The 26730-nt window shown below is 63.3% G+C and carries 26 protein-coding genes; 6 read left to right on the forward strand and 20 right to left on the reverse strand.

Features of this window, described 5'->3' with window-relative positions; all coding sequences use genetic code 11:
* Positions 1–8 precede the first annotated feature (8 nt).
* Both fnr and QRN22_RS17295 read left to right on the forward strand, forming a co-directional pair.
* The gene (gene fnr / locus QRN22_RS17290) at positions 9–743 is read left to right on the forward strand and encodes a fumarate/nitrate reduction transcriptional regulator Fnr (RefSeq protein WP_042555631.1); all 735 of its coding nucleotides are present in this window, start codon (positions 9–11) and stop codon (positions 741–743) included.
* Positions 744–988: 245 nt separating this feature from the next.
* Positions 989–1537, forward strand: coding sequence for an adenine phosphoribosyltransferase (locus QRN22_RS17295; protein WP_042555630.1), 549 nt, complete (start codon positions 989–991; stop codon positions 1535–1537).
* 217 nt (positions 1538–1754) lie between these two features.
* Here QRN22_RS17295 and sppA read toward each other — a convergent pair whose 3' ends face one another.
* From sppA to rluC, 3 genes are read right to left on the reverse strand one after another with little or no spacing between them, the layout of a single operon-like run.
* Positions 1755–2732: a signal peptide peptidase SppA gene (sppA, locus tag QRN22_RS17300; protein ID WP_042555629.1), complete on the reverse strand. Its 978-nt coding sequence runs from the start codon at positions 2730–2732 to the stop codon at positions 1755–1757.
* Positions 2722–3417, reverse strand: coding sequence for an HAD-IA family hydrolase (locus tag QRN22_RS17305; protein WP_042555628.1), 696 nt, complete (start codon positions 3415–3417; stop codon positions 2722–2724). The genes sppA and QRN22_RS17305 overlap by 11 nt, the downstream gene beginning before the upstream one ends.
* Entirely contained in the window at positions 3410–4363 is a 954-nt protein-coding gene (gene rluC / locus QRN22_RS17310) for a 23S rRNA pseudouridine(955/2504/2580) synthase RluC (protein WP_042555819.1), read from the reverse strand. Before rluC ends, QRN22_RS17305 begins: the two co-directional genes overlap by 8 nt.
* 742 nt (positions 4364–5105) lie before the next feature.
* Between rluC and rne the strand changes: the two genes are divergently transcribed.
* Positions 5106–8333 carry a ribonuclease E gene (gene rne, locus QRN22_RS17315; protein WP_042555627.1) on the forward strand — a complete coding sequence of 1076 codons (3228 nt, stop codon included), beginning with the start codon at positions 5106–5108 and terminating at the stop codon, positions 8331–8333.
* A gap of 218 nt (positions 8334–8551) precedes the next feature.
* Here rne and murB read toward each other — a convergent pair whose 3' ends face one another.
* From murB to QRN22_RS17370, 11 genes are all read right to left on the reverse strand, one after another.
* The gene (gene murB, locus QRN22_RS17320) at positions 8552–9571 is read right to left on the reverse strand and encodes a UDP-N-acetylmuramate dehydrogenase (protein ID WP_042555626.1); all 1020 of its coding nucleotides are present in this window, start codon (positions 9569–9571) and stop codon (positions 8552–8554) included.
* Complete coding sequence (locus tag QRN22_RS17325) at positions 9568–10032, reverse strand: low molecular weight protein-tyrosine-phosphatase (RefSeq protein WP_042555625.1); 465 nt, start codon at positions 10030–10032, stop codon at positions 9568–9570. The genes murB and QRN22_RS17325 overlap by 4 nt, the downstream gene beginning before the upstream one ends.
* The gene (kdsB, locus tag QRN22_RS17330) at positions 10032–10796 is read right to left on the reverse strand and encodes a 3-deoxy-manno-octulosonate cytidylyltransferase (protein WP_042555624.1); all 765 of its coding nucleotides are present in this window, start codon (positions 10794–10796) and stop codon (positions 10032–10034) included. Before kdsB ends, QRN22_RS17325 begins: the two co-directional genes overlap by 1 nt.
* 1 nt (position 10797) lies before the next feature.
* Positions 10798–10983 (reverse strand): Trm112 family protein, encoded by a 186-nt coding sequence (locus tag QRN22_RS17335; protein WP_042555623.1) that lies wholly within the window; start codon positions 10981–10983, stop codon positions 10798–10800.
* 42 nt (positions 10984–11025) lie between these two features.
* Positions 11026–12033: a tetraacyldisaccharide 4'-kinase gene (lpxK, locus tag QRN22_RS17340; protein ID WP_042555622.1), complete on the reverse strand. Its 1008-nt coding sequence runs from the start codon at positions 12031–12033 to the stop codon at positions 11026–11028.
* Positions 12033–12461 (reverse strand): flagellar polar localization protein PocB, encoded by a 429-nt coding sequence (gene pocB / locus QRN22_RS17345; RefSeq protein WP_042555621.1) that lies wholly within the window; start codon positions 12459–12461, stop codon positions 12033–12035. Before pocB ends, lpxK begins: the two co-directional genes overlap by 1 nt.
* Positions 12458–13114 carry a flagellar polar localization protein PocA gene (gene pocA, locus QRN22_RS17350; protein WP_042555620.1) on the reverse strand — a complete coding sequence of 219 codons (657 nt, stop codon included), beginning with the start codon at positions 13112–13114 and terminating at the stop codon, positions 12458–12460. The genes pocB and pocA overlap by 4 nt, the downstream gene beginning before the upstream one ends.
* 72 nt (positions 13115–13186) lie before the next feature.
* Positions 13187–15409 carry a DNA internalization-related competence protein ComEC/Rec2 gene (locus QRN22_RS17355; RefSeq protein ID WP_042555818.1) on the reverse strand — a complete coding sequence of 741 codons (2223 nt, stop codon included), beginning with the start codon at positions 15407–15409 and terminating at the stop codon, positions 13187–13189.
* Positions 15410–15500: 91 nt separating this feature from the next.
* The gene (locus QRN22_RS17360; protein WP_042555619.1) at positions 15501–16745 is read right to left on the reverse strand and encodes a lipoprotein-releasing ABC transporter permease subunit; all 1245 of its coding nucleotides are present in this window, start codon (positions 16743–16745) and stop codon (positions 15501–15503) included.
* Complete coding sequence (gene lolD, locus QRN22_RS17365) at positions 16745–17449, reverse strand: lipoprotein-releasing ABC transporter ATP-binding protein LolD (RefSeq protein ID WP_042555618.1); 705 nt, start codon at positions 17447–17449, stop codon at positions 16745–16747. Before lolD ends, QRN22_RS17360 begins: the two co-directional genes overlap by 1 nt.
* Positions 17442–18692, reverse strand: a complete 1251-nt coding sequence (locus tag QRN22_RS17370; protein WP_042555617.1) for a lipoprotein-releasing ABC transporter permease subunit — start codon at positions 18690–18692, stop codon at positions 17442–17444. Before QRN22_RS17370 ends, lolD begins: the two co-directional genes overlap by 8 nt.
* Positions 18693–18787: 95 nt before the next feature.
* On the opposite strand from QRN22_RS17370, the gene QRN22_RS17375 reads away from it, so the two are divergent.
* The 3 genes from QRN22_RS17375 to QRN22_RS17385 are packed head-to-tail and all read left to right on the forward strand — an operon-like array spanning position 18788 to position 20382.
* A complete protein-coding gene (locus QRN22_RS17375) occupies positions 18788–19360 on the forward strand; it encodes a PilZ domain-containing protein (RefSeq protein WP_042555616.1) in 573 nt (190 codons plus the stop codon).
* The gene (locus QRN22_RS17380) at positions 19357–19653 is read left to right on the forward strand and encodes a hypothetical protein (protein ID WP_042555615.1); all 297 of its coding nucleotides are present in this window, start codon (positions 19357–19359) and stop codon (positions 19651–19653) included. The genes QRN22_RS17375 and QRN22_RS17380 overlap by 4 nt, the downstream gene beginning before the upstream one ends.
* Before the next feature lie 9 nt (positions 19654–19662).
* A complete protein-coding gene (locus tag QRN22_RS17385; RefSeq protein ID WP_042555614.1) occupies positions 19663–20382 on the forward strand; it encodes a glycerophosphodiester phosphodiesterase in 720 nt (239 codons plus the stop codon).
* A 1052-nt stretch (positions 20383–21434) separates the two neighbouring features.
* On the opposite strand, the gene sthA is transcribed toward QRN22_RS17385, so the two are convergent.
* The 6 genes from sthA to QRN22_RS17415 form a co-directional block, all read right to left on the reverse strand.
* Entirely contained in the window at positions 21435–22829 is a 1395-nt protein-coding gene (gene sthA / locus QRN22_RS17390; RefSeq protein WP_042555613.1) for a Si-specific NAD(P)(+) transhydrogenase, read from the reverse strand.
* 126 nt (positions 22830–22955) lie between these two features.
* Positions 22956–23189 (reverse strand): (Na+)-NQR maturation NqrM, encoded by a 234-nt coding sequence (nqrM, locus tag QRN22_RS17395; RefSeq protein WP_042555612.1) that lies wholly within the window; start codon positions 23187–23189, stop codon positions 22956–22958.
* Complete coding sequence (locus QRN22_RS17400) at positions 23186–24220, reverse strand: FAD:protein FMN transferase (RefSeq protein WP_042555611.1); 1035 nt, start codon at positions 24218–24220, stop codon at positions 23186–23188. Before QRN22_RS17400 ends, nqrM begins: the two co-directional genes overlap by 4 nt.
* Entirely contained in the window at positions 24217–25440 is a 1224-nt protein-coding gene (nqrF, locus tag QRN22_RS17405; protein WP_042555610.1) for an NADH:ubiquinone reductase (Na(+)-transporting) subunit F, read from the reverse strand. Before nqrF ends, QRN22_RS17400 begins: the two co-directional genes overlap by 4 nt.
* 10 nt (positions 25441–25450) lie before the next feature.
* Positions 25451–26059, reverse strand: a complete 609-nt coding sequence (gene nqrE, locus QRN22_RS17410) for an NADH:ubiquinone reductase (Na(+)-transporting) subunit E (protein ID WP_042555609.1) — start codon at positions 26057–26059, stop codon at positions 25451–25453.
* Positions 26060–26728, reverse strand: a complete 669-nt coding sequence (locus QRN22_RS17415; protein ID WP_042555608.1) for an NADH:ubiquinone reductase (Na(+)-transporting) subunit D — start codon at positions 26726–26728, stop codon at positions 26060–26062. It abuts the gene before it with no gap.
* Positions 26729–26730 lie beyond the last annotated feature (2 nt).

The following is a 26730-nucleotide window of genomic DNA, read 5'->3' on the forward strand; positions in this document are numbered from 1 at the left end:
TAAGGGCGATGTCCGAAAGCATCAAGCTGCGTACAACTCATCAGGCACACTGCAAGGATTGCAGCCTCTCCAGTCTCTGCCTGCCGCTGTCGCTGGATCTCGAGGACATGGATGCGCTCGACGATATCGTCAAACGCGGCCGCCCCCTGAAAAAGGGCGAATTCCTGTTCCGTCAGGGCGACACCTTCAACTCGGTCTTCGCGGTACGCTCCGGCGCACTGAAAACCTTCAGCATCAGCGATGCGGGCGAAGAGCAGATCACCGGCTTTCACCTGCCCAGCGAACTGGTCGGCCTCTCCGGCATGGATACCGAGCTGTACCCGGTATCGGCGCAAGCGCTGGAAACCACCTCGGTCTGCGAAATCCCGTTCGAGCGCCTCGACGAACTGTCGGCGAGCCTGCCGCAGTTGCGCCGCCAGCTGATGCGCGTCATGAGTCGTGAAATCCGCGACGATCAGCAGATGATGCTGCTGCTCTCGAAGAAAACCGCCGACGAGCGCATCGCTACCTTCCTAGTCAACCTGTCGGCGCGCTTCCGTGCCCGCGGGTTCTCTGCCAACCAGTTCCGCCTGGCGATGTCGCGCAATGAAATCGGCAACCACCTGGGCCTGGCGGTGGAAACCGTGTCGCGGGTATTCACCCGCTTCCAGCAGAGCAAACTGCTCGAAGCCGAAGGCAAGGAAGTGCATATTCTCGACCCAATCGAGCTGTGCGCTCTGGCGGGTGGTAACCTTAATGGCTGATAGGGCCTCGAGAACCCGTTCATGATCTGCTGCGCGTCGGCCCTGCTGCGTTGAAAACAAGCGGGATTGCCAGCCCAAGCTAGGCGCTCCCGTCGGAATGCCCATTCACAGCTCGTAAACTCGCGTGCGAGCCCAGTCCGCTTCCTCGCTTGTTTTTGCAGGGGCGCCTAGCCCTTGCATGGCTCTAGCTCGCAAAGTCATGAACAGGTTCCAAGGCTCAATTTTGACCGCTACAAGGATTACCGATGATTTTCGACGAATTCAGTATCAAGACCCTCATTCGCCCGGTTAACGACTTTCCGAAACCGGGCGTGGTGTTTCGCGACATCACCCCGCTGTTCCAGTCGCCGCGCGCCCTGCGCATGGTGATCGACAGCCTGATCCAGCGCTATGTCGAGGCCGACTTCAGCCACGTCGGCGCCATGGATGCGCGCGGGTTCCTGATCGGTTCGATCATCGCCTATGAGCTGAACAAGCCGTTGGTGCTGTTCCGCAAGCAAGGCAAACTGCCAGCCGACGTCCTCAGCCAGGGTTACCAGACCGAATACGGCGAAGCCTTTCTGGAGGTGCACGCAGACAGTCTGTGCGAAGGCGACAAGGTGCTCATCGTCGACGACCTGATCGCCACCGGCGGCACCCTGCTGGCCGCCGTGCAACTGGTCAAACGCATGGGGGCAGGCATTCATGAAGCGGCCGCGATCATCGACCTGCCGGAGCTGGGTGGCTCGCGCAAACTGCAGGACATGGGCATTCCCACCTACAGCCTGACGGCCTTCGCACTCGATGAGCGCTAAGAGCAGTAGCAAGTTACAAGCGTCAAGTGATCTTCGCGCGACCAGAACCTCTGCCGTCAGGCTGATGTGCTGGGGTCGTGCGTAGGCTGGATCGGGCGCGAAACTGGCGCTTCATCCGGCCATCGGCTTCATGCGCGCCCAACTGCCCACCTTGAAAGCGATCGGCCAATAAAAAGCCCCGGCCAAGTGCCGGGGCTCTTTATTGCATATCAGGCTATCAGCGCAGTGCCGGGCCCTGGAACCCCATCCACATCGCCAACTGCTCCGCCACACTGGCGCCCAGCTTCTTGGTGAAGCGATCCAGCGGGCTTTCCTGGACGGTGAAATCCACCATTTCTTCCTGGCCAATGACGTCACGCGCCACATAGCTGGTGCTGCCCAGGGCATCGATCAGGCCCAGATTCAGCGCCTGTTCGCCAGACCAGATCAGGCCGGAGAACAGCTCGGGATGCTCGGCATCCTTGAGGCGATCGCCGCGGCCCTTCCTCACGCTGTCGATGAACTGCTTGTGAGTGGTTTCCAGCACGGTCTTCCAGAACGCCGCCTCTTCAGGCTTTTGCGGCTGGAACGGATCGAGAAACGCCTTGTGCTCGCCCGAGGTATAGACGCGGCGGTCAACGCCCAGCTTGTCCATCAGACCGGTGAAACCGAAACTGGCCGCAGTGACACCGATGGAACCCACCAGGCTGGCCTTGTCGGCATAGATCTGGTCGGCAGCGCTGGCGATGTAATAGGCACCCGAAGCCCCCAGATCGGAAATCACCGCGTACACCTTGGTGTCCGGGTTCTCGCCGCGCAGACGGCGGATTTCGTCATAGATGTAGCCCGATTGCACCGGGCTGCCACCGGGGCTGTTGATGCGCAGGATCACACCCTTGGTGTTGGGGTCCTTGAAGGCTGCGCGCAGGCTGCCGACGATATTGTCGGCGCTGGCCGCTTCCTTGTCGGCGATCAGGCCACGCACGTCGATCACCGCGGTGTGCGGCGTGCTGCTGGCACCCTTCTGCAGATTGAGCAGCGGCGAGAACAGCGCCAGGGCACCGAACAGATAAATGAAGGTCAGCAGCTTGAAGAAGATCCCCCAGCGGCGCGAGCGGCGCTGCTCGTGAACGCTGGCCAGCAGCGTCTTCTCGAGGAGTTTCCAGCTCTTCGGGTCGCTCTCGGCCACGACCGGCGTCTTTCTATCACCCCACATGCTCACTCTCCTCGGTTTGGGGCTCGGCCACCGTCTGGTTCAGCCAGGCACTCAGTTCCATGAAATGGTTGATCGACAGCTTCGGCTCATAGGCACTCAACGCTGTCAGCGTCTGCGCACCGTAACCCACTGCCACAGAATCCATACCCGCGCGCTGCGCCATCAGCAGATCGAACGAGGAATCACCGATCATCAGTGCCTGCCCGGCCGGCACGCCACAATGCTGAAGAATTTCATGCAGCATGCGCGGATCGGGCTTGCTCGCCGTTTCATCGGCGCACCGCGTGATGTCGAAATATTCCTGCCAGCCCAGCGCGTCGAGAATCCGCTGCAGGCCACGGCGGCTCTTGCCGGTGGCAACGGCCAGCTGATAACCCTGCGCGCGGAACTGCGCCAGGCTCTGCTCCACCTGCGCGAAGAACGCCGAGGGGGTCTGATCCATGGCCACATAACAGTCGCTGTAGCTGACACGGAAGCGTTCGACGTGTGCGGCTTCGACGAGTTCCGGATAAAGCGTGGTGATCGCCTCGGGCAGCGCCAGGCCGATGATGCCCTTGACCGCCTCGTCACTGCGCCGCGGCATGGAACACTGGTCGGCCGCCTGGTGCATGGCCGCGACGATGCGGCCAATGGAGTCGACCAGCGTGCCGTCCCAGTCGAAGATCAGCAGCCGATAATCACGCACTCAGGCGCTCCAGCGTGCGAGCCCACATCTCGTCGACCGGCGCCTCGAGCTTCAGCACGCCGCCCTCGGGCAGCGGAATGTTCAACTCGTAGGCATGCAGGAACAGGCGCTTGCCGCCCAACTCTCGAATCTCCCGGGTGAAGTCGTCATCGCCATACTTGCTGTCACCGGCAATGCAATGCCCGCCGTACTGGGCATGCACGCGAATCTGGTGGGTCCGGCCAGTCACCGGCTTGGCTTCGACCAGGGTCGCAAATTCGCCGAAACGGCGCAGCACGCGGAACACGGTGAGCGCCTCCTTGCCTTCGGGGTTGACCTCGACCATGCGCTCGCCGGAACGCAGATTGCTCTTGAGCAGCGGCGCGTTGATCTGCTTCTTGGCGGTCGCCCAGTGGCCACGCACCAGGGCCATGTAACGCTTGTCGACGCCGTCACCGCGCAGTGCTTCATGGAGATGACGCAGCATGCTGCGCTTCTTGGCGATCATCAGCAGCCCGGAAGTGTCGCGGTCGAGGCGATGCACCAGCTCCAGATCCTTGGCATCCGGGCGCAACTGGCGAAAGGCCTCGATCACGCCGTAATTGAGACCACTGCCGCCGTGCACGGCGATGCCGGCCGGCTTGTTCAAAACGATCAGCGCCTTGTCTTCATAGACGATGGCCGCTTCCAGGCGCTGCAGCAGGCCCTGGGCCAGCGGCTCGGGCTCGTCGCGTTCGGCCAGGCGCAGCGGCGGCACGCGCACGATGTCACCAGGCTGCAGCTTGTATTCGGGCTTGATCCGACCTTTGTTGACCCGCACCTCACCCTTGCGCAGGATGCGGTAGATCAAGGTCTTGGGTACGCCCTTGAGCTGGGTACGAAGGAAGTTGTCGATGCGCTGACCCGCGAGTTCAGGCGCGACCTCGAGCAGCTGAACGCCGGAGGTTGGAGTAGTGGGTGTCGTCATGGCCGAGATCATACAATTTTTATGCATTTGAAGCACTTAATCATTGCTGCTATAGTCGCGAATGCCGCCAAAAGCGGCCTGATTCGCGGATGTTGCCAAACCGCCATCGTGAATCAAGCAACCCATTCAGGACGTAAGGCCGTCCGACGGGCGTCTCAGAGAGCGATAGGCCTGCATGGCTGCTCGAGAAACTCGGAAATAAGGCCTGAGACACAGATGCGCGACCAGCCCTTATGGAGGGTCGCGGTAATGCCAACCCGCTGCGGATTTTTCGTGAGCGGCACCCGATTTTCAGCGATACGTGTAGGGTGGAGATGCACAACGGTCGGCCTGCGTAGCAAACAGCTTTATCAGAGACGCGTCATATCGTCCGCTACCGACCCTTGATTCCTCCTCCTGACTGAGAACCCGTTTACGGTCTCGCAAGTTAGCGCCACGCAAGACGCTACGTTAGTGACAGCCCCCGATCCGGGGCAGGCAAAGAAGCTCGCTTACCCAGGTAAACGATCTTCCAAGCAGGTTTTAACGCAGCAGGGCCAGTGCTTAGCCGATCGCCAGCGAGTTCTGAGTGCTTTCTGTCACATACAGCAAGCAGGAGACGTCCGTCGCGGCCCAGCACAACTGGCTGCTGCCGCTCGACAATGAAACGATTTACGACCGTTTCTGACGCGCCTGACACCGACCCTGAGCGTCGTGTGTGCCTAACGCGGCTTCCGGCAGCACCGGAAACCATTGGTACCACATGAAAAGAATGTTGATTAACGCGACTCAACCCGAAGAGTTGCGTGTTGCGCTGGTAGATGGCCAGCGCCTGTACGATCTGGACATCGAGTCCGGCGCCCGTGTACAGAAGAAATCGAATATCTACAAAGGTCGCATTACCCGCGTAGAACCCAGCCTCGAAGCGGCATTCGTCGACTTCGGCTCCGAGCGTCACGGCTTCCTCCCCCTCAAAGAAATTTCCCGCGAATACTTCAGCAAGGCCCCCGAAGGCCGCGTCAACATCAAGGACGTGCTCAAGGAAGGCCAGGAAGTCATCGTTCAGGTCGAGAAAGAAGAGCGTGGCAACAAGGGCGCAGCCCTGACCACCTTCATCAGCCTCGCCGGCCGCTACCTGGTGCTGATGCCCAACAACCCGCGTGCAGGTGGCATCAGCCGCCGCATCGAAGGCGAAGAGCGCAACGAACTGCGCGAAGCCCTCAATGGTCTCGACATCCCCAATGACATGGGTCTGATCGTGCGCACCGCCGGCCTGGGCCGTTCCAGCGAAGAAATGCAGTGGGACCTCGACTACCTGCTGCAACTGTGGAGCGCCATCAAGGAAGCGTCCCAGGACCGCCCTGCCCCGTTCCTGATCTATCAGGAAAGCAACGTCATCATCCGCGCCATCCGCGACTACCTGCGCCAGGACATCGGCGAAGTACTGGTCGACAGCGTCGAAGCCCAGGAAGAAGCCCTGACCTTCATCCGCCAGGTGATGCCGCAGTACGCCAGCAAGATCAAGCTGTACGAAGACAGCGTGCCACTGTTCAACCGCTTCCAGATCGAAAGCCAGATCGAAACCGCATTCCAGCGTGAAGTGAAGCTGCCGTCCGGCGGTTCGATCTACATCGACCCGACCGAAGCCCTGGTGTCCATCGACATCAACTCGGCGCGTGCCACCAAAGGCAGCGACATCGAAGAAACCGCGCTGCAGACCAATCTGGAAGCCGCCGAAGAGATCGCCCGTCAGCTGCGCCTGCGCGACATCGGCGGCCTGATCGTCATCGACTTCATCGACATGACGCCAGCCAAGAACCAGCGCGCTGTCGAAGAGAAAGTACGTGAAGCCCTGGAAGCCGACCGTGCCCGCGTACAGGTCGGTCGCATTTCGCGCTTCGGCCTGCTGGAAATGTCCCGTCAGCGCCTGCGCCCATCGCTGGGCGAAAGCAGCGGCATCGTCTGCCCGCGCTGCAACGGTCAAGGCATCATCCGTGACGTCGAATCCCTGTCCCTGGCGATTCTGCGCCTGATCGAAGAAGAAGCCCTGAAGGATCGTACCGCCGAGGTTCGCGCCCAGGTGCCGATCCCGGTCGCCGCGTTCCTGCTCAACGAAAAACGCAACTCGATCACCAAGATCGAACTGCGTACCCGTGCGCGCATCGTCATCCTGCCGAACGACCACCTGGAAACGCCGCACTTCGAAGTGCAGCGCATCCGTGACGACAGCCCGGAAGCCCAGAGCACCCAGACCAGCTACGAAATGGCCACGGTCGAAGTCGAGGAAGAGAAACCGGCTGCAGCCACCCGCACCCTGGTTCGCCAGGAAGCTGCGATCAAGGCCGCTCCGCCGCGCAGCGCTCCTGCTCCGGAAGTTGCCGTAGCTGCGCCTGCTGCCGCCCCCGTTGCCGCCGCACCGCAGACCGGCCTGTTCAAAGGCCTGGTGAAGTCCCTGGTAGGCCTGTTCGCCAGTGCCGAAGAGCAGAAACCAACCGTGGTCGAGAAGAAGCCGGGCGAGCGTCAGCCGCGTGGCGACGAGCGTCGTAACGGTCGCCAGCAGAACCGCAACCGTGGCAACCGTCGCGATGAAGATCGCAAGCCGCGTGAAGAACGCGCCCCACGTGAAGATCGCGCAGCCCGCGAGGAACGTGCGCCTCGTGAAGAGCGTGCACCGCGTGAAGAGCGTCAGCCTCGCGCCCCGCGTGAAGATCGCCAGCCGCGTGAGAACGTGGAAGTTCGCGAGCCTCAGGAAGTGCGTCAATCCCGCCCGCCGCGCGAACCGCGTGAAGGTCAGGAAAACCGCCGTGAACGTCGTCCGCGTGAAGAGCGTCAGCCGCGCGAACTGCGCGCTCCGCTGGATGCCGAGCCGCAGAACGAAACCGCAGCCGTCGCCAGTGAAGAAGCTCGCGCCGAACGCCCGCAACGTGAACCGCGCCAGCCACGCCAGCCTCGTGAAGAACGTCAACCTCGCGCCGAACAGGCTCAGGCAGACGCTGCTGAAGACGAAGTGCTGAACAACGACGAGCAGCAAGACGACGAGCAGGAAGGTAACGAAGGCGGTGATCGCCCACGTCGCCGCTCCCGCGGTCAGCGTCGCCGCAGCAATCGTCGCGAGCGTCAGCGTGATGCCGACGGCAACCCGATCGAAGGCAGCGACGAGAATGCGGAAGAGCCGGTAGACAACGGCAGCATCGCTGCAGCCGCTACCGTGGCAGCCGTTATCGCTGAAACCGAGAAACCAGCCGAACAGCCGGTCGCTCAGCAAGCAGAGACCTTTGCCACCACCGAAACCGCAGCACCTGTCGCCGTACAGGACGTACAGCCAGCGGTCGAGACCGAGCAGCCTGCACAAGCTGCTGCCGTTGTGGTCGAAGAGGCGCCTGCGCCAGTCGAAGTGCCGGCAGAAACAGTTGCCGAGCGTGCCGATGCAGTGATCGAGCCCCTACCTGAAATCGAACGCCCACGTGCTTCGGCAGCGGAATTCGAAGCAGTGCAGCAGGAAGCTCCGGTCGCGGCCGAGCCAGCCAGCGAAGCGGTCGTCGCCGAAGCACCCGTTGCCGAAACGCCAGTGTTCGAAGCACCGGCCATCGAAGCTCCGGTAGCCGAAACCACTTTCACTGCCGCACCCGAGGCTGTTCCGGCAGCCGAGGAAGTTGCAGTGGAAGCACCTGTGGTCGAGGCACCAGCGATCGAAGAGCAAGCCGCTTCAGCCGCACCGGTTGCAAGCAACGGCCGCGCACCGAACGACCCGCGTGAAGTGCGTCGCCGCAAGCGTGAAGAAGAGCGCCTGGCCCGCGAAGCTGAAGAGGCCGCCAAGGCCGCTCCAGCCGCAGCGGTGGTGGAAGCTGAGCCCGCTGCTCCGGCAGTCGAGAGTGAAGCCGTTGTCGACACTCAACCGGCCAGCGAGCCCGTCGAGCAAGATGACGTCATCGTCACGCCGGTCGACGAGAGCGCTCAGCGCGATCAGGACGCGCCCAAGCCGCACGCCTGATTAGGTAGCGCAAAAGAAAAGGGGATGCTTCGGCATCCCCTTTTTATTGCCTGTGATTTCCAGGGTCTGCTGACGTTTCAGCGCGAAACGTCAACAGACCCTGCAAGCGCCCAGAACGCAGCACGCTGTTGAATGCAGTGATGCCCGAAAACGAAAAGGATGGAGCGATCAAGCCTGCACAGCCCCGCCAACATGGCGAGGCTGCGCGGCATGTAGGATCAGAGCACGTTCGGCTCGATTTCCAGGCTCACGCCGAAGCGCTCGGCGATATCCGCCTGAATGCGCTGTGCCAATGCGAGCAGTTGCTGACCGCTGGCCTGACCGTAATTGACCAGCACCAGCGCCTGCAGGCGATGCACGCCGGCATCGCCATCACGAAAGCCCTTCCAGCCCGCCCTTTCGATCAGCCAGCCAGCCGCCAGTTTCACCTGGCCGTCTGCCTGGGGATAGGCCACCAGATCAGCGTGAATGTGCTGCAGACGCTCGGCCAGCTCGGCCGGCACCAGCGGATTCTTGAAGAAGCTGCCTGCGTTGCCGAGCACGGCAGGGTCTGGCAGCTTCTCGCTGCGGATGGCGCAGATGGCCCGGCTGACATCGCTGGCGTTCGGCGCCTCGATGCCCTGCTCCGCCAGGCGCTGGCGTACCGGGCCGTAATCCAGGTGCAAGTGTGCATTGCGGCTCAGGGTGAAACGCACGCGCAGAATGATCCAGCGCCCGCTTTCACGCTTGAAGAGGCTGTCGCGATAAGCGAAGGCACAATCCTGCAGATCGAACGCTCTGACCTCACCACTGTGTCGATCCAGCGCCGTCAGCCCAAGGAAACAGTCCTTCAGCTCGACGCCATAGGCACCGATGTTCTGCACCGGCGAGGCACCGACCGTACCCGGAATAAGACTGAGATTTTCCAGGCCGACAAAGCCCTGGCGCAAGGTCCACTGCACGAAGCCATGCCAGGGCTCACCCGCCTCCGCCTCGATCTCCACCCGCTGGCCATCATCGGCCAGCAGACGAATACCGCGGCTGGCCATGCGCAGCACCAGCGCCTCGACATCCGCGGTCAGAAGCAGGTTGCTACCGCCTCCCAGCAGCAGCAGCGGCACCTGCCGCTCACGGGCAGCGCTCAGTGCCTGGCGCACCTGGTCGTCGTCGGCCGCCTCGGCAAAGTAGCGCGCCGCCACATCCACGCCGAACGTGTTGTAAGCCTTGAGCGAAACGCCGGCCTGGACCACCACCTTCATAAACGCCCCTTGAGTTCGATCAGCAATGCGTCGCTGGCCTGCTCGAGCAGATCCAGCACCTGCTCGAAACCTTCGGTACCGCCGTAATAGGGATCGGGCACCTCATCCACGGCCAGGTCGTAGCGGCGTAGATAGAGGTCCAGCTCGCCCCGCGCTTGAGCAGGACGCATGCGCTGCAGGTCGCGCAGATTGGCGCCATCCATGGCCAGCACCAGATCGAAGCGCGAGAAATCGTCGGCAGAGACCTGACGGCCGCGCAGGCCGGACAGGTCATAGCCTCGTCGACTGGCAGCCTCCTGGGTACGCGGGTCCGGAGCCTTGCCCACGTGCCAGTCGCCGGTGCCAGCGGAGTCGACTTCGATGCGCTCGGCCAGCCCCGCCTGCTGCAGACGCTGACGCAATACCGCCTCGGCAGTGGGGGAACGACAGATATTGCCCAGGCAAACGAACAGAACGCGCATCAGGCGCCCAGCAACCGACGTACGCGGTCGAGGTCTTCCTGAGTGTCGACCCCGGCGGGCGGCGCTTCCAGCGCGTCGGCGACGTGGATACGTACACCGTGCCAGAGCGCGCGCAACTGCTCCAGGCACTCGGTATTTTCCAGCCAGCACGGGCCCCAGGCGACGAAGTCCTGCAGGAAGCCAGCGCGATAGGCATAGATGCCGATATGCCGGCGATAGGGAACATTGGCAGGCAAGGTATCGCGATCGACAGCGAAGGCATCACGCGCCCACGGCAGCGGCGCACGGCTGAAGGTCAGCGCCAGACCGTTGAGATCGCTGGCGACCTTGACCACATTGGGGTTGAACAGCGCGGCGACATCGTCAATGGGCTCGGCCAGGGTGGCGATGGCGGCCTGGGGGTTGCCGGCCAGATTGGCGGCCACCTGATCGATGATCGCGGGCGGCACCAGCGGCTCGTCACCCTGCACGTTGACCACGATGGCATCGGCAGCCAGGCCCAGCGCAGCGGCCACTTCGGCCAGGCGGTCGGTGCCGGAGTTATGATCGACGCGGGTCAGCAGCACCTGTGCACCGAACCCCTGGCAGGCCTCGACGATGCGCGCATCATCGGTGGCTACCACGACCTGGGTTGCGCTGCTTTTGCAGGCCTGTTCCCAGACATGCTGGATCATCGGCTTGCCGGCGATATCCTGCAGTGGCTTGCCTGGCAGGCGTGTAGACGCATAGCGCGCCGGAATCACCACGGTAAAGGCGTTGCTCATCTTACTTGTCCAGGCGTTCGTCATCGTTGAGGGTGCGGGCTTCGCTTTCCAGCATGACCGGAATGCCATCGCGGACCGGATAGGCCAGGCCGGCACCTTTACTGATCAGTTCGGTCTTGTCCTGGCTGAGCTTGAGCGGGCCCTTGGTGATCGGGCAGGCCAGGATATCGAGCAGTTTCGGGTCCATGGGAAAATCCTTGAGAACAAGAGGAGTGAGCGCGTGACGCGGTTACTGCCGCTCGCCGAGCAGACGATCCAGGCGAGCCTCGAACCAGTCACGAAACGCGACGGAGGGCTGGGCATCGACGGCCAGATACCACCAGTCGTCAGCCGCGAAGGCCCGGCACTTCACCGCGTCCTTTTCCGTCATTACCAGCGGCAGCGCCAGCGAGAAATTCAGCAGCTCGGCGCTGTAGGCAGCATGGTCGGCGAAGGCATGCGCGACAGGCCGCCAGTGTAGCGCCTCGAGGGTCGTGAAGAAACGCTGCGGGTTGCCGATACCGGCCACCGCATGCACGGCCTGACCGGGCGGAAAGTGATCGAGCGGACGGCGCTCGCCGCTGCGCAGGTTGATCAGGGCGCTGGGTACCAGGGTAAAGGCATACCCACCCAGGGGATCGCTCGGCGCGCCGTTGTAGAGGCAGGCATCCACGCTCTGCAGGCGCTCAGCGGGTTCGCGCAACGGCCCGGCGGGCAGGCAGCGGCCATTGCCCAGCCCCCGCGCGGCGTCGATCAGGACCAGTTCCAGATCACGGGCCAGGCGGTAGTGTTGCAGGCCATCGTCGCTGAGCAGCAGGTCCAGGGGCTCCTCGGCCAGCAAGGCGCGAGCGGCGCGACCACGATCCGGGTCGATCATCAGCGGCACGCCACTGCGCTGCACGATCAGCAGCGGCTCGTCGCCAGCCTGCTCGGCAGTGTGCTCGGCCCTGACCCGCCAGGGCAGGCTCGGCGGCTTGGCGCCATACCCGCGACTGATCACGCCAACGCGCAGGCCGCGGGCCTGGCACTGCTCGACCAGCCAGAGAATCAGTGGGGTCTTGCCGGTGCCGCCGACGGTGACGTTACCCACCACGATCAGCGGCACCGGTGCGCGGTAGGTTTCACCCGCACCGGCGAGAAAGCGCGCGCGCTTGCGCTGCACCACACCGCGGTACAGCGCCTCCAGCGGCCGCAACAGCGCCAGAGCCGGATGCCCTTCGTACCAGGCCCGCACCAGACGGTCGGAAAAGCTCGCCATCAGGGCGCGGCCTGAGTCTCGACCGTGGTGATGCGCAGGTGCGCGAAGCCCAGCTTGCCGGCTGCATCCATGGCGGTGACCACCGATTGGTGGCTGGTCTTGGCGTCGGCGCTGATGGTCAGCGGCAGGCTGTTGTCGCCACCGGACTCCTTCTGCAAGGCCGCCATCAGGTTATCCAGATCATTCTTGATCAGGGCCTGGCCGTTGAGCGAGATGCCGCCCTCTGCCGATATCACCACTTCCAGTTGCTTGAGTTCGCTCTGCTCGGGCGGTGTACCGCTGGCAGCCTCGGGCAGGTCGACCTGCATACGGGTTTCACGCGTGAAGGTAGTGCTCACCACGAAGAACAGCAGCAGGATGAACACCACGTCGATCAGCGAGGCGAGATTGATCTCGACCTGCTCACGCCGTCTACGTCTGAACTTCACGCCTTCTTGCTCCCCTTGGCCGGCTTGGGCTCCTCGGCCAGGTCGACATCACGCTCGCCCTGCACCATCTCCACCAGCTTGATCGCTTCCTGCTCCATGCCGACGACCAGTTCATCGACGCGGCGCTGCAGGAAACGGTGGAAGAACAGTGCCGGAATCGCCACTGTCAGACCCGATGCGGTGGTGATCAGCGCCTTGGCGATACCGCCGGCGAGCAACGCCGGGTTGGCCGTGCTGCCCCCCATGAACGAGCCGAAGATATCGATCATGGCGATCACCGTACCGAGCAGGCCGAGCAGCGGCGTGATTCCGGCGATGGTGCCCAGCGCATTGAGATAGCGCTCCATCTCGTGCACCACACGGGCCGCAGCCTCCTCGATGCACTCCTTCATCACTTCACGACCATGCTTGGAGTTGGCCAGACCCGCGGCGAGGATTTCTCCCAGCGGCGAATCGGCGCGCAGCTCCTTGAGCTTCTGGTTGTTCAGCTCCTTGTCCTTGATCCAGCGCCACACCTGCCCAAGCAGGTTGGGCGGCGTGACTCGGCTGACGCGCAACGTCCACAGCCGCTCGGCAATGATGCCCAGGGCAGCGATTGAACACAGAACGATCGGCAGCATCACCCAGCCGCCAGCTATAACCAGTTCCCACACGGTGGCAGATCCCCTTCACAAAAGTGGCGCCACTCTAGCATAGGGTCGTGATGTCGCCGACGGCTGCGGTTCTCATTTTTCCCGCCAGAAACGCGGTATTTTACGCAAGGCGTGCGGCTCACCGAATGTACCGAGATCGATACGCAGCGCGCCGGTCTCGACGTTGTCGTAAGCCCTGGCGCCCATCGCGGCGTAACGTGACAGCACCGTGGGGTGAGGATGCCCGTAGCCATTGTGCCTGCCGCGCGAATACAGCACCGCTCCAGGCCTGACAGCGGCCAGAAAAATCGCCGAGGAAGAGCTGCGGCTGCCGTGGTGGGGAGCCAACAGCCAGTCGGCCCGCAAATCCCGCACCGTGTCGATCAGGGCGCGCTCGGCACGCACATCGATATCCCCGGTCAGCAGAGCGCGCTCTCCCCCCGCGTCGATCATCAGCACGCAGGATGACTGGTTGCTGTCCCGCGCCTGCGCCCAGCGCCAGGTGCTGAAGTGCACGCCATTCCAGATCCAGCTGTCCTCGCCACAGGGTTGCGCGCCCAGCACCGTCGGCAACTCGGGCGCCTCGCCGCTGAGCACCTGGCTCACCGTCATGCCGCGGGCCACCGCCTCGGCACCACCGGAATGGTCGTTGTCCGAATGGCTGAGCACCATCATGTCCAGCCTGCGCACATCGAGCGCCCTGAGCGACGGCACGACCACCCGCTCGCCGATATCGAAGTCGCCAAAGCGTGGCCCGGCGTCGTAGAGCAACGCGTGTTCGCGAGTCAGCACCAGCATCGACAAGCCCTGCCCGACATCGAACATCCATACCTCGGCGCGCTGTTCGGCCGGCCGCTGCACCGGGGTGAACAGCAGCGGCAAGAGCAGCACCAGGCCCAATCCGCGCAGCGGCACCCCGCTGGGCAGCAGGATCAGCAGCGCGCCCAGTGCCACCAGCAGCCAGGCCCAGAACGGCAACGCGCTGGGTATCCAGGCCGGCAGCCAGGCGGCTATCAGCGCCAGCAGGCGAAACAGCCATTCGAGAGCGAAGCCCGCCCACCAGAGCAGAGCCTCACCCAGCCAGGGCACAGGCAGCAACAGCGTGCCAAGCAATGCGGGCGGCACCACCGCGAACCCCACCCAGGGCACGGCGATCAGATTGGCCAGGGGACTGCTGGCGCTGATCGGCAACCCGAGGGCCAGCAGCATCGGCAGCAAGCCCACGGTCATCGCCCATTGCGCACGCCCCAGGGTGCGCCACCAGGCCCAGGCCCCAAGGCGGGCAGCGAAGATCAGGATCAGCAGCCCCACTGCCCCGAACGATAGCCAGAACCCCGGCTGCAACACCGCCAGCGGCTCGAACAGCAGCACCGCGACCAACGCCACCAGCAACGGCAAGGCAATGCCCAGATGACGAAAGCGCCAGCGCCACAGCAGCACCAGGCCGATCATGGCGCAGGCCCGCTGCACCGGCACGTCGAAGCCAGCCAGCAGGCTGTAGCCCAGCGCCGACGAGAACGCCAGCAAACACGCTGTCGGCAACCAGGGCAGAAACCGTGGCCAGCAGCCCAACCGCGCCAGCCAGAACACCAGGCCGTAAAACATGCCGGCCACCAATGTCACGTGCTGGCCGGAAATCACCAGCAGGTGCACCGTGCCGGTATCCTGCAGCACGCGCCAGTCGGCCACCGACAGCCCGGAGCCATCGCCCAGCACCAGTGCGGCCAACCCTCCGGCGCGCCCATGGGCGTCCTCGGCGAGCATGCGCTGCCGCAAACGGTCTCGCCAGGCACTGCCACCGCCTGCATCGTCAAGGCGCTGCCCGGACTTGATCGTGCCGACACCACCGATGCGCTGCGCCAGCAACCAGGCTTCGTAATCGAAGGACTGCGGATTGACCAGACCATGGGGGCGCTTGAGATTGACCGCCAGCCGCCAGGTTTCGCCAGCGCGAATCTCGGGGCCGCCATACCAGGACAACCGCAGTAACTGCGGCAACTGCGCGCGTCGCGACTGCGGCTGCTGCAGATGGAAGCGCACCACCCCCTCACGCACATCCGGCAGGTCCACCACCCTGCCCTCCAGCCAAAGGGTGCGGCCGTCCAGCGCTGGATCGAGACGATCATCCAGCGCCCATTGCGCAGAGGTGCAGGCCCAACTCAAGCCGAGCAGAAACAGAGCGACGGGATAGCTGCGAAACGGCAGCAGAGCCAGCCCCACCAGAGCGGCGGCCAGCACCAGCGACGCGGGGGGTAGTTGCGGCAAGAAGCGCAGCAGCAACAGCCCTGCCGCCAAGCCCAGCAACCCGTTGCGCAGGTTGCCTGATCGAGTCCCTTCCATGGGTTGTCCTGCTCACGACACAAACGAAAAGGCCGCTATCCATAGCGGCCTCCTTCAGCTTAGCAGCTCATTCGTAACGCAGCGCCTCGGCTGGCTGGGTGCGCGACGCACGCCAGGAAGGATAGAGCGTGGCGAGGAAGCTGAGGGTCAGCGCAGCGCTGCAGATCAGCACCACGTCGGCGACCTGCAGCTCGGACGGCAAGGTGCTGATGAAGTACACGTCGGAGCTGAACACATGCTGCCCGCTGATACGCTCGAGCCACCCCACCAGCTCACTGACGTTCAGCGCTGCCAGTACACCGAGCACGCCACCGATGAGGGTACCGATCACCCCGATCACCGTGCCCTGCACCATGAACACCCCCATGATCTGTCGCGGCGTGGCGCCCAGCGTGCGCAGGATGGCGATGTCGGCGCCCTTGTCGGCGACCACCATGATCAGCGTGGCGATGATGTTGAAGGCAGCCACCGCGACGATCAGCAGCAGCAGCAGACCGATCATGGTCTTCTCCATCTTCATGGCGCTGAACAGGCTGCCCTGGGTCTGCGTCCAGTCGCTGGCGCGGTAACCCTCGCCCAGTTGCGCGGCAATGCCGGCGGCAACCTGCGGTGACTGGTAGAGATCCTTCAGCTTGAGGCGGATGCTCTGCACCGAGCCGGGTTCCAGGCGCTGAATCTGCGCGGCATCGGCTACGTTGATCAGGGCCAGGGAGCTGTCCAGATCGGCGCCCACCTTGAAGATGCCAACCACGTTCAGGCGCTGCATGCGCGGCGTGATACCACCCGGTACCGAGCTGATTTCCGGCACGATCAGCGCCAGCCGATCACCAACCTGCAGCTGGAAACGGCGTGCAGTGATCTCACCGATGATCACCCCATACTCGCCTTCGCGCAGATCGCTCAGACGGCCCTGCACCATGTGATCACCGATGATCGAGACCTTCGGTTCCAGCTCGGGGTCGATGCCGTGCAGCTGAATCGGCTGCATCACGCCGCGGTAAGACAGCATGCCTTCCAGCTCGGCGAAGGGCACGGCCGCTTCCACCTGGGGATTTTCCAGGGCGACCTTGGCTGGCGCCTGCCAGTCGGCCAGGGCTGGCGAACCGGCGATGGTCGCATGGGGCACCATGCCGAGAATGCGCGAGCTCATTTCCCGGTGAAAACCATTCATCACCGACAGCACCACGATCATCGCCAGCACGCCCAGAGAGAGGCCGATCATCGAGGTCAGGGAAATGAACGAGATGAAGTGGTTGCGGCGCTTGGCACGGGTGTAACGCAGGCCGATGAAGACACTCAGCGGGCGAAACATCAGGCGTGCACCAGCTTGCCGTCTTCCAGGCTCAGCACCCGGTCCATCTGCCGCGCCAACTGCAGGTCGTGGGTCACCACCAGAAAGGCGGTCTGCGACTGCGTGCTGAGTTCGCGCATCAGGTCCTGAATACCTTGAGCGGTGTGGTTGTCGAGGTTGCCGGTAGGCTCGTCGAGCAGCACCAGCCCCGGGCGATTGACCAGCGCCCGGGCAATCGCCACGCGCTGCCGCTCACCACCGGAAAGCTCGGCAGGCTTGTGGCTCAGGCGATGGCCCAGGCCGACCCGCTCGAGCAACTCGGTGGCACGCTGACGCGACTCGCTGATCGAGGTCTTGCCGATCAGCAGTGGCATGCACACGTTCTCCAGCGCGGTGAACTCGGCCAGCAGGTGGTGGAACTGATAGACGAAACCCAGCGCGCGGTTACGCAGCAGGCCGCGCTGTTTCTCGTTGAGCGCCGACAGCTCCTCACCGGCCAGCCAGACGCTGCCGCTGCTTGGCGTATCCAGGCCGCCGAGCATGTTCAACAGGGTGCTCTTGCCGGAACCCGAACTGCCGACGATGGCCACCCGCTCACCGGGCAACAGCTCCAGTTGCAGGTCGTCGAGGACCACCACCGACTGCGGGCCTTCTTCGTAGCGCTTGCTCAGGTTGCGGCAGCTGAGCACGGCGCTTGCCTGCGCCTGCACGACCGGATCACTCATAACGTAATGCCTCCGCGGGCTGGGTGCGCGCCGCGCGCCAGGCCGGATAAAGAGTAGCGAGGAAACTCAGGACCAATGCCGCACCGCAGACCTGCACCACGTCGGCGAGCATCAGCTGCGACGGCAGGTAGTCGATGAAGTACACATCGGCATTGAGAAACTTGAAGCCGAGCAGGCGCTCGACGCCGGCGATGATCGAGCTGATGTTGAGCGCGGCGAGGATGCCCAGCAGCGCGCCGATCAGGGTACCGATCACCCCGATCACCGTGCCCTGCACCATGAAGGTGGCCATGATCTGCATCGGCGTGGCGCCCAGGGTACGCAGAATGGCGATATCGCCCTTCTTGTCGGTCACCACCATCACCAGGGTGGAGATGATATTGAAGGCTGCCACGGCGACGATCAGCAGCAGCAACAGACCGATCATGGCTTTTTCCATGCGGATGGCCTGATACAGATTGCCGTGGGTGCGCGTCCAGTCGCGGGCCAGGTAGTCCTGCTCGCCAAAGCTTTGCGCCAGTTGCCAGGCGGTGCGCGGCGCCTGGAACAGGTCGGCGAACTTGAGGCGGATGCCCTGCACCTGATCGGCCTGGTGGCGCTGCAGGCGGGCCAGATCCTGAATGTGGGTCATGGCCATGAAACCGTCGATTTCACCGGCACCGACATGGAAGATGCCGACCACGGTGAAACGCTTGAGACGCGGAAACATGCCACCAGGGGTGACGGTGACTTCCGGTGCCACGAAGGTCAGCTTGTCACCCAGGCCAACACCGAGCTTCTCGGCCGCCTTGTCACCGATGACGATGCCGAAGGTGCCAGGCTGCAGATCCTCCAGCCGGCCCTCGCGGAAGAAGTCGCCGATGATCGATACCTTGGGCTCCTCGACGGGATCCACGGCATTGATCAGCACCTTCTGTACCTTGCCATCGTTGGTCAGCAGGCCCTGCATCTGGCTGAACGGCGCCACGGCGATGACCTGGGGGTTCTGCAACGCACGGTCGGCGAGGCGGCGCCAGTCGCTGATCGGCTGGGAGCTCTCGACCGTGGCGTGGGGCACCATGCCCAGCACGCGGGTACGCATTTCATGGTCGAAGCCGTTCATCACCGACAACACCAGGATCATCACCAGCACACCGAGTGCCAGCCCGATCATCGAGGTCAGGGATATGAACGAAACGAAGTGGTTGCGACGCTTGGCCCGCGTGTAGCGCGTACCGAGAAAAACGGACAGGGGTCTGAACATGTGGGGCGCTTGTTCGAGGGAAAGAGAAACGTCCTTGTGGCGGGGCCTGGCGAGCGGCCTTACACTCTGACCACCACCGCTGCCATGGGTTCGCCATGTCGACTCAAGACGAAAATGATCGCCGCGAATACTACCGTATCGAGGACACGATCGCACTGGATTTCACCCCACTGGCTGGTGCCGAAGCCCTGGCCAGTGACGAGCTTCACGACGCTTCACCGCTGTTCAACCTGCTCAGCGAACTGCATCTGATGGACTTCGAGTCCCAGCACCTGCTGCGCAACATCAGCGAGCGCGACCGCACCCTGGCCAATTACCTCAAGGTGGTCAACAAACGCATCGACCTGCTCGGTCAGGCCATGGCCCAGAGCCTGCTGCGCGACATCGGCCCGCCGAAACGCGTCACCCTGTCGGAGGGCGGCATCAGTTTCCTCAATGCCCAGCCCCTGCCGGTCGACACGCATCTGGCGCTGAAGATGGTGCTCATGCCCCAGGCACTGGGCCTGCTGCTGCGTGCCAGGGTGCTGCATTGCCAGGACCACGAAGGGCAATTCGAGATCGGCGCCGAATTCGAAGCGCTGACTGACGCACAGCGCCAGTTGCTCGCCCGACATATCCTGCAACGCCAGGCGCAGGAGCGCCGTCAGGCTCGCGAGGATTCCGCATGACCGTACTACGATTGTTCCTGTCACTGGCCTTGCTGCTGCCAGCCGCCGCCCATGCCGACACGCTGACCATCCCCATCGGCCAACAGGGTGCCGACCTCACCGACCTGCCGAAGCTCGGCCAGTCCAAGCGTTCGGTGCTGGAGCGCTTCGGCCTGGCTGACGAAGAGCATCCCGCAGTCGGCAAGCCACCGATTACCCGCTGGGATTACCGCGAATTCAGCGTTTACTTCGAATACGACCACGTGATCAACAGCGTGCGCCATCAACAACCGCGCACCACACGAACCGAGTAAGGAGCAACCGTGACCCTGATCTACGGCCACCGCGGCGCCAAGGGCGAAGCCCCGGAAAATACCCTGACCAGCTTTCAGCAGTGCCTCGAGCACGGCGTGCGTCGCTGCGAGCTGGACCTGCACCTGTCCCGTGATGGCGAGCTGATGGTCATCCATGACCCGACGTTGAAGCGCACCACCGGCCAGCGCGGCAAGGTGGTCGAGCATGACGCCGCCGACCTGGTGCATTACGACGCCCGTCGTGGCGGCCCGGGCTGGCGTCACCCCTGCCCCATTCCGCGCCTGAGCGAACTGTTCGAGCAGTGCGATTTCGAGCACTGGCAACTGGAGGTCAAGAGCGCCTCCAAGGTCCGCGCCGCCCGTACGGTGGAGGCCATCGCCCTGCTCAGCCGGCGTTTTGGCCTGGACGACAAGATCACCATCACCTCCAGCTCCCGTGAGGTCCTGAGCGCCGCCCAGCGCCTGACACCGCACCTGGCCCGCGGCCTGGTCGCCGAATACGCCTGGCTGGATCCGCTCAAGGTCGCCCGCAACTATGGCTGCGACCTGCTGGCCCTGAACTGGACGCTGTGCACCCCGGAACGCCTGCTCAAGGCCCAGAAGGCCGGTTTGCACGTGTCGGTATGGACAGTCAACGAACCCGCCCTCATGCGCCGCCTCGCAGACTTCGGTGTGGACAGCATCATCACCGACTTCCCCGGTATCGCAGTGAGCACCCTGCGCGGCTGAGTCCTCCACAGCCTGCCGCCGTGCAGGCGATCGGTGGCCATGCCGCGACGTTGCAGGATGGCCACCGGCGCATCGCCCGCAAGCGGGCTCCTACGGATCTGCGCCAACGTCGCGTAGGAGCCTGCTTGCAGGCGATTGGTGGCCGCACCGTTATTTGTGTCGTGAGCCAGGCGTCGGCCAGACGCTGTGGGAGCGGGCCATGCCCGCGATTCGCGCGCATGGCGCGCTCCCACACCCGGTCCGAGGGCAGCGGCAGGATGGCCACCGGCACATTGCCCGCAAGCGGGCTCCTACGAATCAGCGCCAACGTCGCGTAGGAGCCTGCTTGCAGGCGATCGGTGGCCGCACCGCTATTTGTGTCGTGAGCCAGGCGTCGGCTCGACGCTGTGGGAGCGGGCCACGCCCGCGATTCGCGCATGGCGCGTTTCCGCACTCGGTCCGAGGGCAGCGGCAGGATGGCCACCGGCACATCGCCCGCAAGCGGGCTCCTACGGATCTGTGCCAACGTCGCGTAGGAGCCTGCTTGCAGGCGATTGGTAGCCGCACCGTTGTTTTTGCCTCGTGAGCCAAGCTCGGCCTGACGCTGTGGGAGCGGGCCATGCCCGCGATTCGCGCATGGCGCATTCCCGCACTCGGTCCGAGGGCAGCGGCAGGATGGCCACCGGCACATCGCCCGCAAGCGGGCTCCTACGGATCTGTGCCAACGTCTTGTAGGAGCCTGCTTGCAGGCGATTGGTGGCCGCGCCGTTATTTTTGTGTCGTGAGCCAAGCTCGGCCTGACGCTGTGGGAGCGGGCCATGCCCGCGATTCGCGCATGGCGCGTCCACGCACTCGGTCCAAGGGCAGCGATAAGCGTGAATCAACGATCCTGGGTATCGCTGCGTTCGGCCCCGGCTGCCCTGCCTGCTTTCGACAGGTGCCGCCCATAAAAAAACCGATCCACAAGGGATCGGTTTTCGGGCCTGCTCAGACGCTCTCGCGGTTTGGCCAGCGCCAGTCGCGGGAGTCGGCGAAAGGATCCCCGACCGGCTCAGGCCGCCGGCCGGAGCCGCTCAAAAAAGCCGGTTGAGGCCGTCGAACGCCGCTACCCGGTAGGCCTCTGCCATGGTTGGGTAGTTGAAGGTGGTGTTGACGAAATACTTCAGGGTATTCGCCTCGCCCTTCTGGTTCATGATCGCCTGGCCGATGTGCACGATCTCCGAAGCCTGGTAGCCGAAGCAGTGCACGCCGAGCACTTCCAGGGTTTCGCGGTGGAAGAGGATCTTCAGCATGCCCACCGGCTCGTGGGAAATCTGCGCACGGGCCATGCTCTTGAAGAACGCCTTGCCGACTTCGTACGGCACCTGCGCCTTGGTCAGCTCGTGCTCGTTCTTGCCGATCGAGCTGATCTCGGGAATGGTGTAGATACCGGTAGGAATGTCATCGACGATCCGCCAGCTGCCGTTGTCGACGATGCTGCCGGCCGCGGAGCGACCCTGGTCAGCCGCGGCACTGGCCAGGCTTGGCCAGCCGATCACGTCACCGGCAGCGTAGATGTTGTCGACTTCGGTACGGTAATGCTCGTCGACCTGCACCTGACCACGGCTGTTGACGTTGATGCCGATGTTTTCCAGGCCCAGCTTGTCAGTGTTGCCGGTACGCCCGTTACACCACAGCAGCGCATCGGCCTTGATCTTCTTGCCGGACTTGAGGTGCAGGATCACACCGTTATCCAGGCCCTCGATGCGCTCGTACTCTTCGTTGTGACGAATCAGCACGTTGTTGGTACGCAGGTGGTAGCTCAGGGCGTCGGAAATTTCCGAGTCCAGGAAGCTGAGCAACTGGTCACGGTTGTCGATCAGGTCGACCAGCACGCCCAGGCCGCTGAAGATCGATGCGTACTCGCTGCCGATCACCCCGGCTCCGTAGATGATCAGACGGCGCGGCGTGTGGCTGAGCGTGAGGATGGTGTCGCTGTCGTAGACGCGCGGGTGGTTGAAGTCGATATCCGCCGGGCGATACGGGCGCGAGCCGGTGGCGATGATCACCTGTTTGGCCGACAGGGTTTCCAGTACGCCGTTGGGGCACACCACTTCGATGGTCTGCTCGTCGGCGAAACTGCCAGTGCCGAAGAACACGTCGATACGGTTACGGGCGTAGTAGCCGGTGCGCGAGGTGACCTGCTTGGCGATTACCCGCTCGGCGCTTTTCAGCACGTCCGGAAAGGAGAACCAGCGCGGCTCGCCGATCTGGCGAAACATGGGGTTGGTGTTGAACTGCATGATCTGCCGCACCGAGTGGCGCAGCGCCTTGGACGGGATGGTGCCCAGGTGGGTGCAGTTGCCGCCGACTTCGCGGCGGTCATCGACCACCGCCACCTTGCGGCCGGCCTTGGCCGCGTTCATCGCAGCCCCTTCTCCCGCCGGGCCGGAACCCAATACCACGACATCGTAGTTGTAGACCGCCATGTTCTCTCCTCAGATCACGCCGGAACGCTTATCGGGCATTCTCGGCAGAACCAGACCGACCGTGCGGCCTGGTACGCAACATTTCGCAACAGCGCATAGCCTACCGGGCCAGACCGCAAATGGCGATCAGCGCTTGCTCGCGTCGAAGCTCTGCACGCCGGAGGCGCCCTTGTCTTCGTTACTTCGCGTCACTTCTTCACACAGCTCGCGGTCGTCGCCGCAGATTGAGCATTTCTTCTCGATCCCCAGATTGGCGATGCCGCCGCAGGAGCCGGCGATGGGCTTGCGACCCATCATCACACCAACGGCCATCAGGCCGACGACCGTCAGCATGACCAGAAAAACGATTACGAATGTCATTGTTTGCCTCCCGCAGCGAAGAGCTGCTCGAAAGTGGCGGTACTGCGTGTGACGAATCCGTCACCCTCACGGGTCACGAAAAACGCCGCTATACCTTCACGCTCTGCATACGCGTAGCCCTTCTCGGGGCCGAGCACCAGCAGCACGGTGGACAGGCCATCAGCCATCAGCGTCGATGGTGCAGCCACGGTGACCGCCGCCAGGGTGTGCTGAATCGGTGCGGCGGTCTGCGGATCGAGGGTGTGGGAGTAACGCACGCCCTGCTCCTCGAAATAATTGCGGTAGTCACCCGAAGTGGAAATGCCGTAGCCATCCAGTTCGATGACCCGCTGGATGGTGCGCTGATCATCACGGGGCGCTTCCAGGGCGATGCGCCAGGGCTGACCATCGGGCTTGCGCCCTACCGCCTTGAGCTCGCCGGTGGCTTCCACCAGGTAACTGCGCACACCCCGTTCGACAAGACGCTCGATGATTCGATCAACCGTATATCCGGCAGCGATGCTGTTGAAGTCGACCTGCAGGTCGAGATCCTTGCACAGGCGATCACCCTCGATATGCAAATGCTCCTGGCCGATGCGCCCGCGCACCTCTTTCAGGGCCTCGGCATCCGGAACCTGGCGCTCGCCGTTACCGCGCGGGCCGAAGCCCCACAGATCGAGCAGAGGCTCCAGGGTCAGATCGAAGGCTCCGCCACTGTCGCGGTGCAACTCATCACCGGTGCGCACCAGTTTCAACACGCCTTCGGGCATGGGCATGCAGGTGCCTGCCGGGGCGCGGTTGAACTGCTCGATCAGCGAGTCGTCACGGTAGGTGGACATCTGCTCGTCGACCTCGGAGAAGATCGCCTCGACCTCGGCCTTGAGCGCCGCCTTGTCCGGCGCGGACGCAGTGCTCACGTACTTGACCGAATAGGTGCTGCCCTGAGCAGGGCCGCCGAACTCTTCGACACGCTCGGAAAAGCCGCAGCCCGCCAATGCCACAGCCAGGGCCGTGACAAGGGCGGGCTGCAGTATTGCAGCCCGTGGAATCATCCGCCGAAGTCGTCGAGCAGGATGTTGTCCTGTTCGACACCCAGGTCGGTGAGCATCTTGATCACCGCGGCGTTCATCATGGGCGGGCCGCACATGTAGAACTCGCAGTCTTCGGGTGCCGGGTGGTCCTTCAGGTAGTTCTCGTACAGCACGTTGTGGATGAAGCCCTTGAGGCCGGTCCAGTTGTCTTCCGGCTGCGGATCGGACAGCGCCAGGTGCCATTCGAAGTTCGGATTCTCCGCCTGCAACTGGTCGTATTCCTCGGTATAGAAGGCCTCGCGCATCGAGCGCGCGCCGTACCAGAAGCTGATCTTGCGGGTGGACTTCAAACGCTTGAGCTGGTCGAAGATGTGCGAACGCATCGGCGCCATGCCGGCACCACCACCGATGAAGACCATCTCGGCATCGGTGTCCTTGGCGAAGAACTCGCCGAACGGGCCGTACACCGTGACCTTGTCACCGGGCTTGCGGCTGAACACCCAGGAAGACATCTGGCCAGGCGGCAGGTGGTCCTTGCCCGGTGGCGGCGAAGCGATGCGGATATTGAACTTCACCAGGCCGACTTCTTCGGGATAGTTGGCCATGGAGTAGGCACGGATCACGGTCTCATCGACCTTGGAGACGTACTTCCACTGGTTGAATTTGTCCCAGTCGCCGCGGTACTCCTCCTGGATGTCGAAGTCCTTGTACTGCACGGTGTGCGGTGGGCACTCCAACTGCACGTAGCCACCGGCGCGGAAGTCGACGCTCTCGCCTTCCGGCAACTTGAGGGTCAGCTCCTTGATGAAGGTGGCGACGTTGGGGTTGGACTCCACCGTGCATTCCCACTTCTTCACGCCGAAGACTTCTTCGGGCACTTCGATCTTCATGTCCTGCTTGACCGGGGTCTGGCAGGACAGGCGCCAGCCGTCACGGGCTTCACGCTTGTTGAAGTGCGACTCCTCGGTGGACAGCATCTCGCCGCCGCCGCTTTCCACGATGCATTTGCACTGCGCACAGGTCCCGCCGCCGCCACAGGCGGACGACAGGAAGATCTCGTTCTCGGCCAGGGTCTGCAGCAACTTGCCGCCAGCCGGAACGGTGATGGTGCGCTCACCATTGATCTCGATGTTCACGTCGCCCGCGGAAACCAGGCGTGCACGCGCCATGAGGATCACCGCCACGAGGAGGATGATCACCACGGTGAACATGGAGACTGCTACTAGAATCTCGAAAGCCATTGGCAACCCCTTACAGCTGTACGCCGGAGAACGACATGAAGCCCAGCGACATCAGGCCAACGGTGATGAAGGTCAGACCCAGCCCACGCAGACCGGCGGGTGGATCGCTGTACTTGAGCTTCTCGCGGATCGCCGCCAGCAGCACGATGGCCAGTGCCCAGGAGACACCGGCACCAGCGCCGTAAACCACGCTCTCGGTGAAGTTGTAGTCACGCTCGACCATGAACAGGGTGCCGCCGAAGATGGCGCAGTGCACGGTGATCAGCGGCAGGAAGATGCCCAGCGCGTTGTAGAGCGCAGGCAGGTACTTGTCGAGCACCATTTCCATGATCTGCACCACGGCGGCAATCAGGCCGATGTAGCAGATCAGACCGAGGAAGCTCAGGTCGACTTCCGGCAGACCAGCCCAGGAAAGCGCGCCATCCTTGAGCAGGTAGACATAGAGCAGGTTGTTCAGCGGCACGGTGATGATCATCACCACGATCACCGTCAGACCCAGCATCAACGAGGTTTCGACCTTCTTGGAAATCGCCAGGAAGGTGCACATGCCCAGGAAGAACGCCAGGGCCATGTTCTCGATGAACACCGCACGGACGAACAGGCTGATGTAATGTTCCATTTAGTAAGCCTCCTCGTTCTTCACTTGCGGCGCCATGCGGTACTCGACCTTCTCGACCTGCTCCTTCTTGTAGCTACGCAGTGCCCAGATGAACAGGCCGATCAGGAAGAACGCCGAGGGTGGCAGCAGCAGCAAGCCATTGGGCTGATACCAGCCGCCGTTGTTGACGGTATGCAGAATCTGCACGCCCATCAGCGAACCGGCACCGAACAGCTCGCGCACGATACCCAGCGCCACCAGCATGGCGCTGTAGCCCAGCCCGTTGCCCAGACCATCGACGAACGACGCCACCGGTGGGTTGGACATGGCGAAGGCTTCGGCGCGCCCCATGACGATGCAGTTGGTGATGATCAGGCCGACGAACACCGACAGCCGCTGACTCAGGCTATAGGCATAGGCCTTGAGGAACTGATCGATGACGATTACCAGCGAGGCGATGATCACCACCTGGGCGATCATGCGGATGGAGCCCGGAATCTGGTGGCGCACCATCGAAATGAAGAAGCTGGAAAACGCCGTGGTCACGGTCAGCGCGATGGACAGCACCAGCGCCGTGCTCAGGCTGGAAGTGACTGCCAGCGCCGAGCAGATACCGAGGATCTGCAGACCGATCGGGTTCTTGTTGAGAATCGGATCGAGCAACAGCTCTTTCATGGTGGATTTGGACATGG

It is taken from the genome of Pseudomonas sp. MEJ086, assembly GCF_030209025.1.
Lineage (GTDB): Bacteria > Pseudomonadota > Gammaproteobacteria > Pseudomonadales > Pseudomonadaceae > Aquipseudomonas > Aquipseudomonas fulva_A.

What these genes read in the sequence shown, in the direction of transcription:
- fnr (WP_042555631.1), top strand. Translation starts at nt 9, where the DNA reads ATGTCCGAAAGCATCAAGCTGCGTACAACTCATCAGGCACACTGCAAG.
- QRN22_RS17295 (WP_042555630.1), top strand. Translation starts at nt 989, where the DNA reads ATGATTTTCGACGAATTCAGTATCAAGACCCTCATTCGCCCGGTTAAC.
- sppA (WP_042555629.1), bottom strand. Translation starts at nt 2,732, where the DNA reads ATGTGGGGTGATAGAAAGACGCCGGTCGTGGCCGAGAGCGACCCGAAG.
- rluC (WP_042555819.1), bottom strand. Translation starts at nt 4,363, where the DNA reads ATGACGACACCCACTACTCCAACCTCCGGCGTTCAGCTGCTCGAGGTC.
- rne (WP_042555627.1), top strand. Translation starts at nt 5,106, where the DNA reads ATGAAAAGAATGTTGATTAACGCGACTCAACCCGAAGAGTTGCGTGTT.
- murB (WP_042555626.1), bottom strand. Translation starts at nt 9,571, where the DNA reads ATGAAGGTGGTGGTCCAGGCCGGCGTTTCGCTCAAGGCTTACAACACG.
- QRN22_RS17325 (WP_042555625.1), bottom strand. Translation starts at nt 10,032, where the DNA reads ATGCGCGTTCTGTTCGTTTGCCTGGGCAATATCTGTCGTTCCCCCACT.
- kdsB (WP_042555624.1), bottom strand. Translation starts at nt 10,796, where the DNA reads ATGAGCAACGCCTTTACCGTGGTGATTCCGGCGCGCTATGCGTCTACA.
- QRN22_RS17335 (WP_042555623.1), bottom strand. Translation starts at nt 10,983, where the DNA reads ATGGACCCGAAACTGCTCGATATCCTGGCCTGCCCGATCACCAAGGGC.
- lpxK (WP_042555622.1), bottom strand. Translation starts at nt 12,033, where the DNA reads ATGGCGAGCTTTTCCGACCGTCTGGTGCGGGCCTGGTACGAAGGGCAT.
- QRN22_RS17360 (WP_042555619.1), bottom strand. Translation starts at nt 16,745, where the DNA reads ATGTTTCGCCCGCTGAGTGTCTTCATCGGCCTGCGTTACACCCGTGCC.
- lolD (WP_042555618.1), bottom strand. Translation starts at nt 17,449, where the DNA reads ATGAGTGATCCGGTCGTGCAGGCGCAGGCAAGCGCCGTGCTCAGCTGC.
- QRN22_RS17370 (WP_042555617.1), bottom strand. Translation starts at nt 18,692, where the DNA reads ATGTTCAGACCCCTGTCCGTTTTTCTCGGTACGCGCTACACGCGGGCC.
- QRN22_RS17375 (WP_042555616.1), top strand. Translation starts at nt 18,788, where the DNA reads ATGTCGACTCAAGACGAAAATGATCGCCGCGAATACTACCGTATCGAG.
- QRN22_RS17380 (WP_042555615.1), top strand. Translation starts at nt 19,357, where the DNA reads ATGACCGTACTACGATTGTTCCTGTCACTGGCCTTGCTGCTGCCAGCC.
- sthA (WP_042555613.1), bottom strand. Translation starts at nt 22,829, where the DNA reads ATGGCGGTCTACAACTACGATGTCGTGGTATTGGGTTCCGGCCCGGCG.
- nqrM (WP_042555612.1), bottom strand. Translation starts at nt 23,189, where the DNA reads ATGACATTCGTAATCGTTTTTCTGGTCATGCTGACGGTCGTCGGCCTG.
- QRN22_RS17400 (WP_042555611.1), bottom strand. Translation starts at nt 24,220, where the DNA reads ATGATTCCACGGGCTGCAATACTGCAGCCCGCCCTTGTCACGGCCCTG.
- nqrF (WP_042555610.1), bottom strand. Translation starts at nt 25,440, where the DNA reads ATGGCTTTCGAGATTCTAGTAGCAGTCTCCATGTTCACCGTGGTGATC.
- nqrE (WP_042555609.1), bottom strand. Translation starts at nt 26,059, where the DNA reads ATGGAACATTACATCAGCCTGTTCGTCCGTGCGGTGTTCATCGAGAAC.
- QRN22_RS17415 (WP_042555608.1), bottom strand. Translation starts at nt 26,728, where the DNA reads ATGTCCAAATCCACCATGAAAGAGCTGTTGCTCGATCCGATTCTCAAC.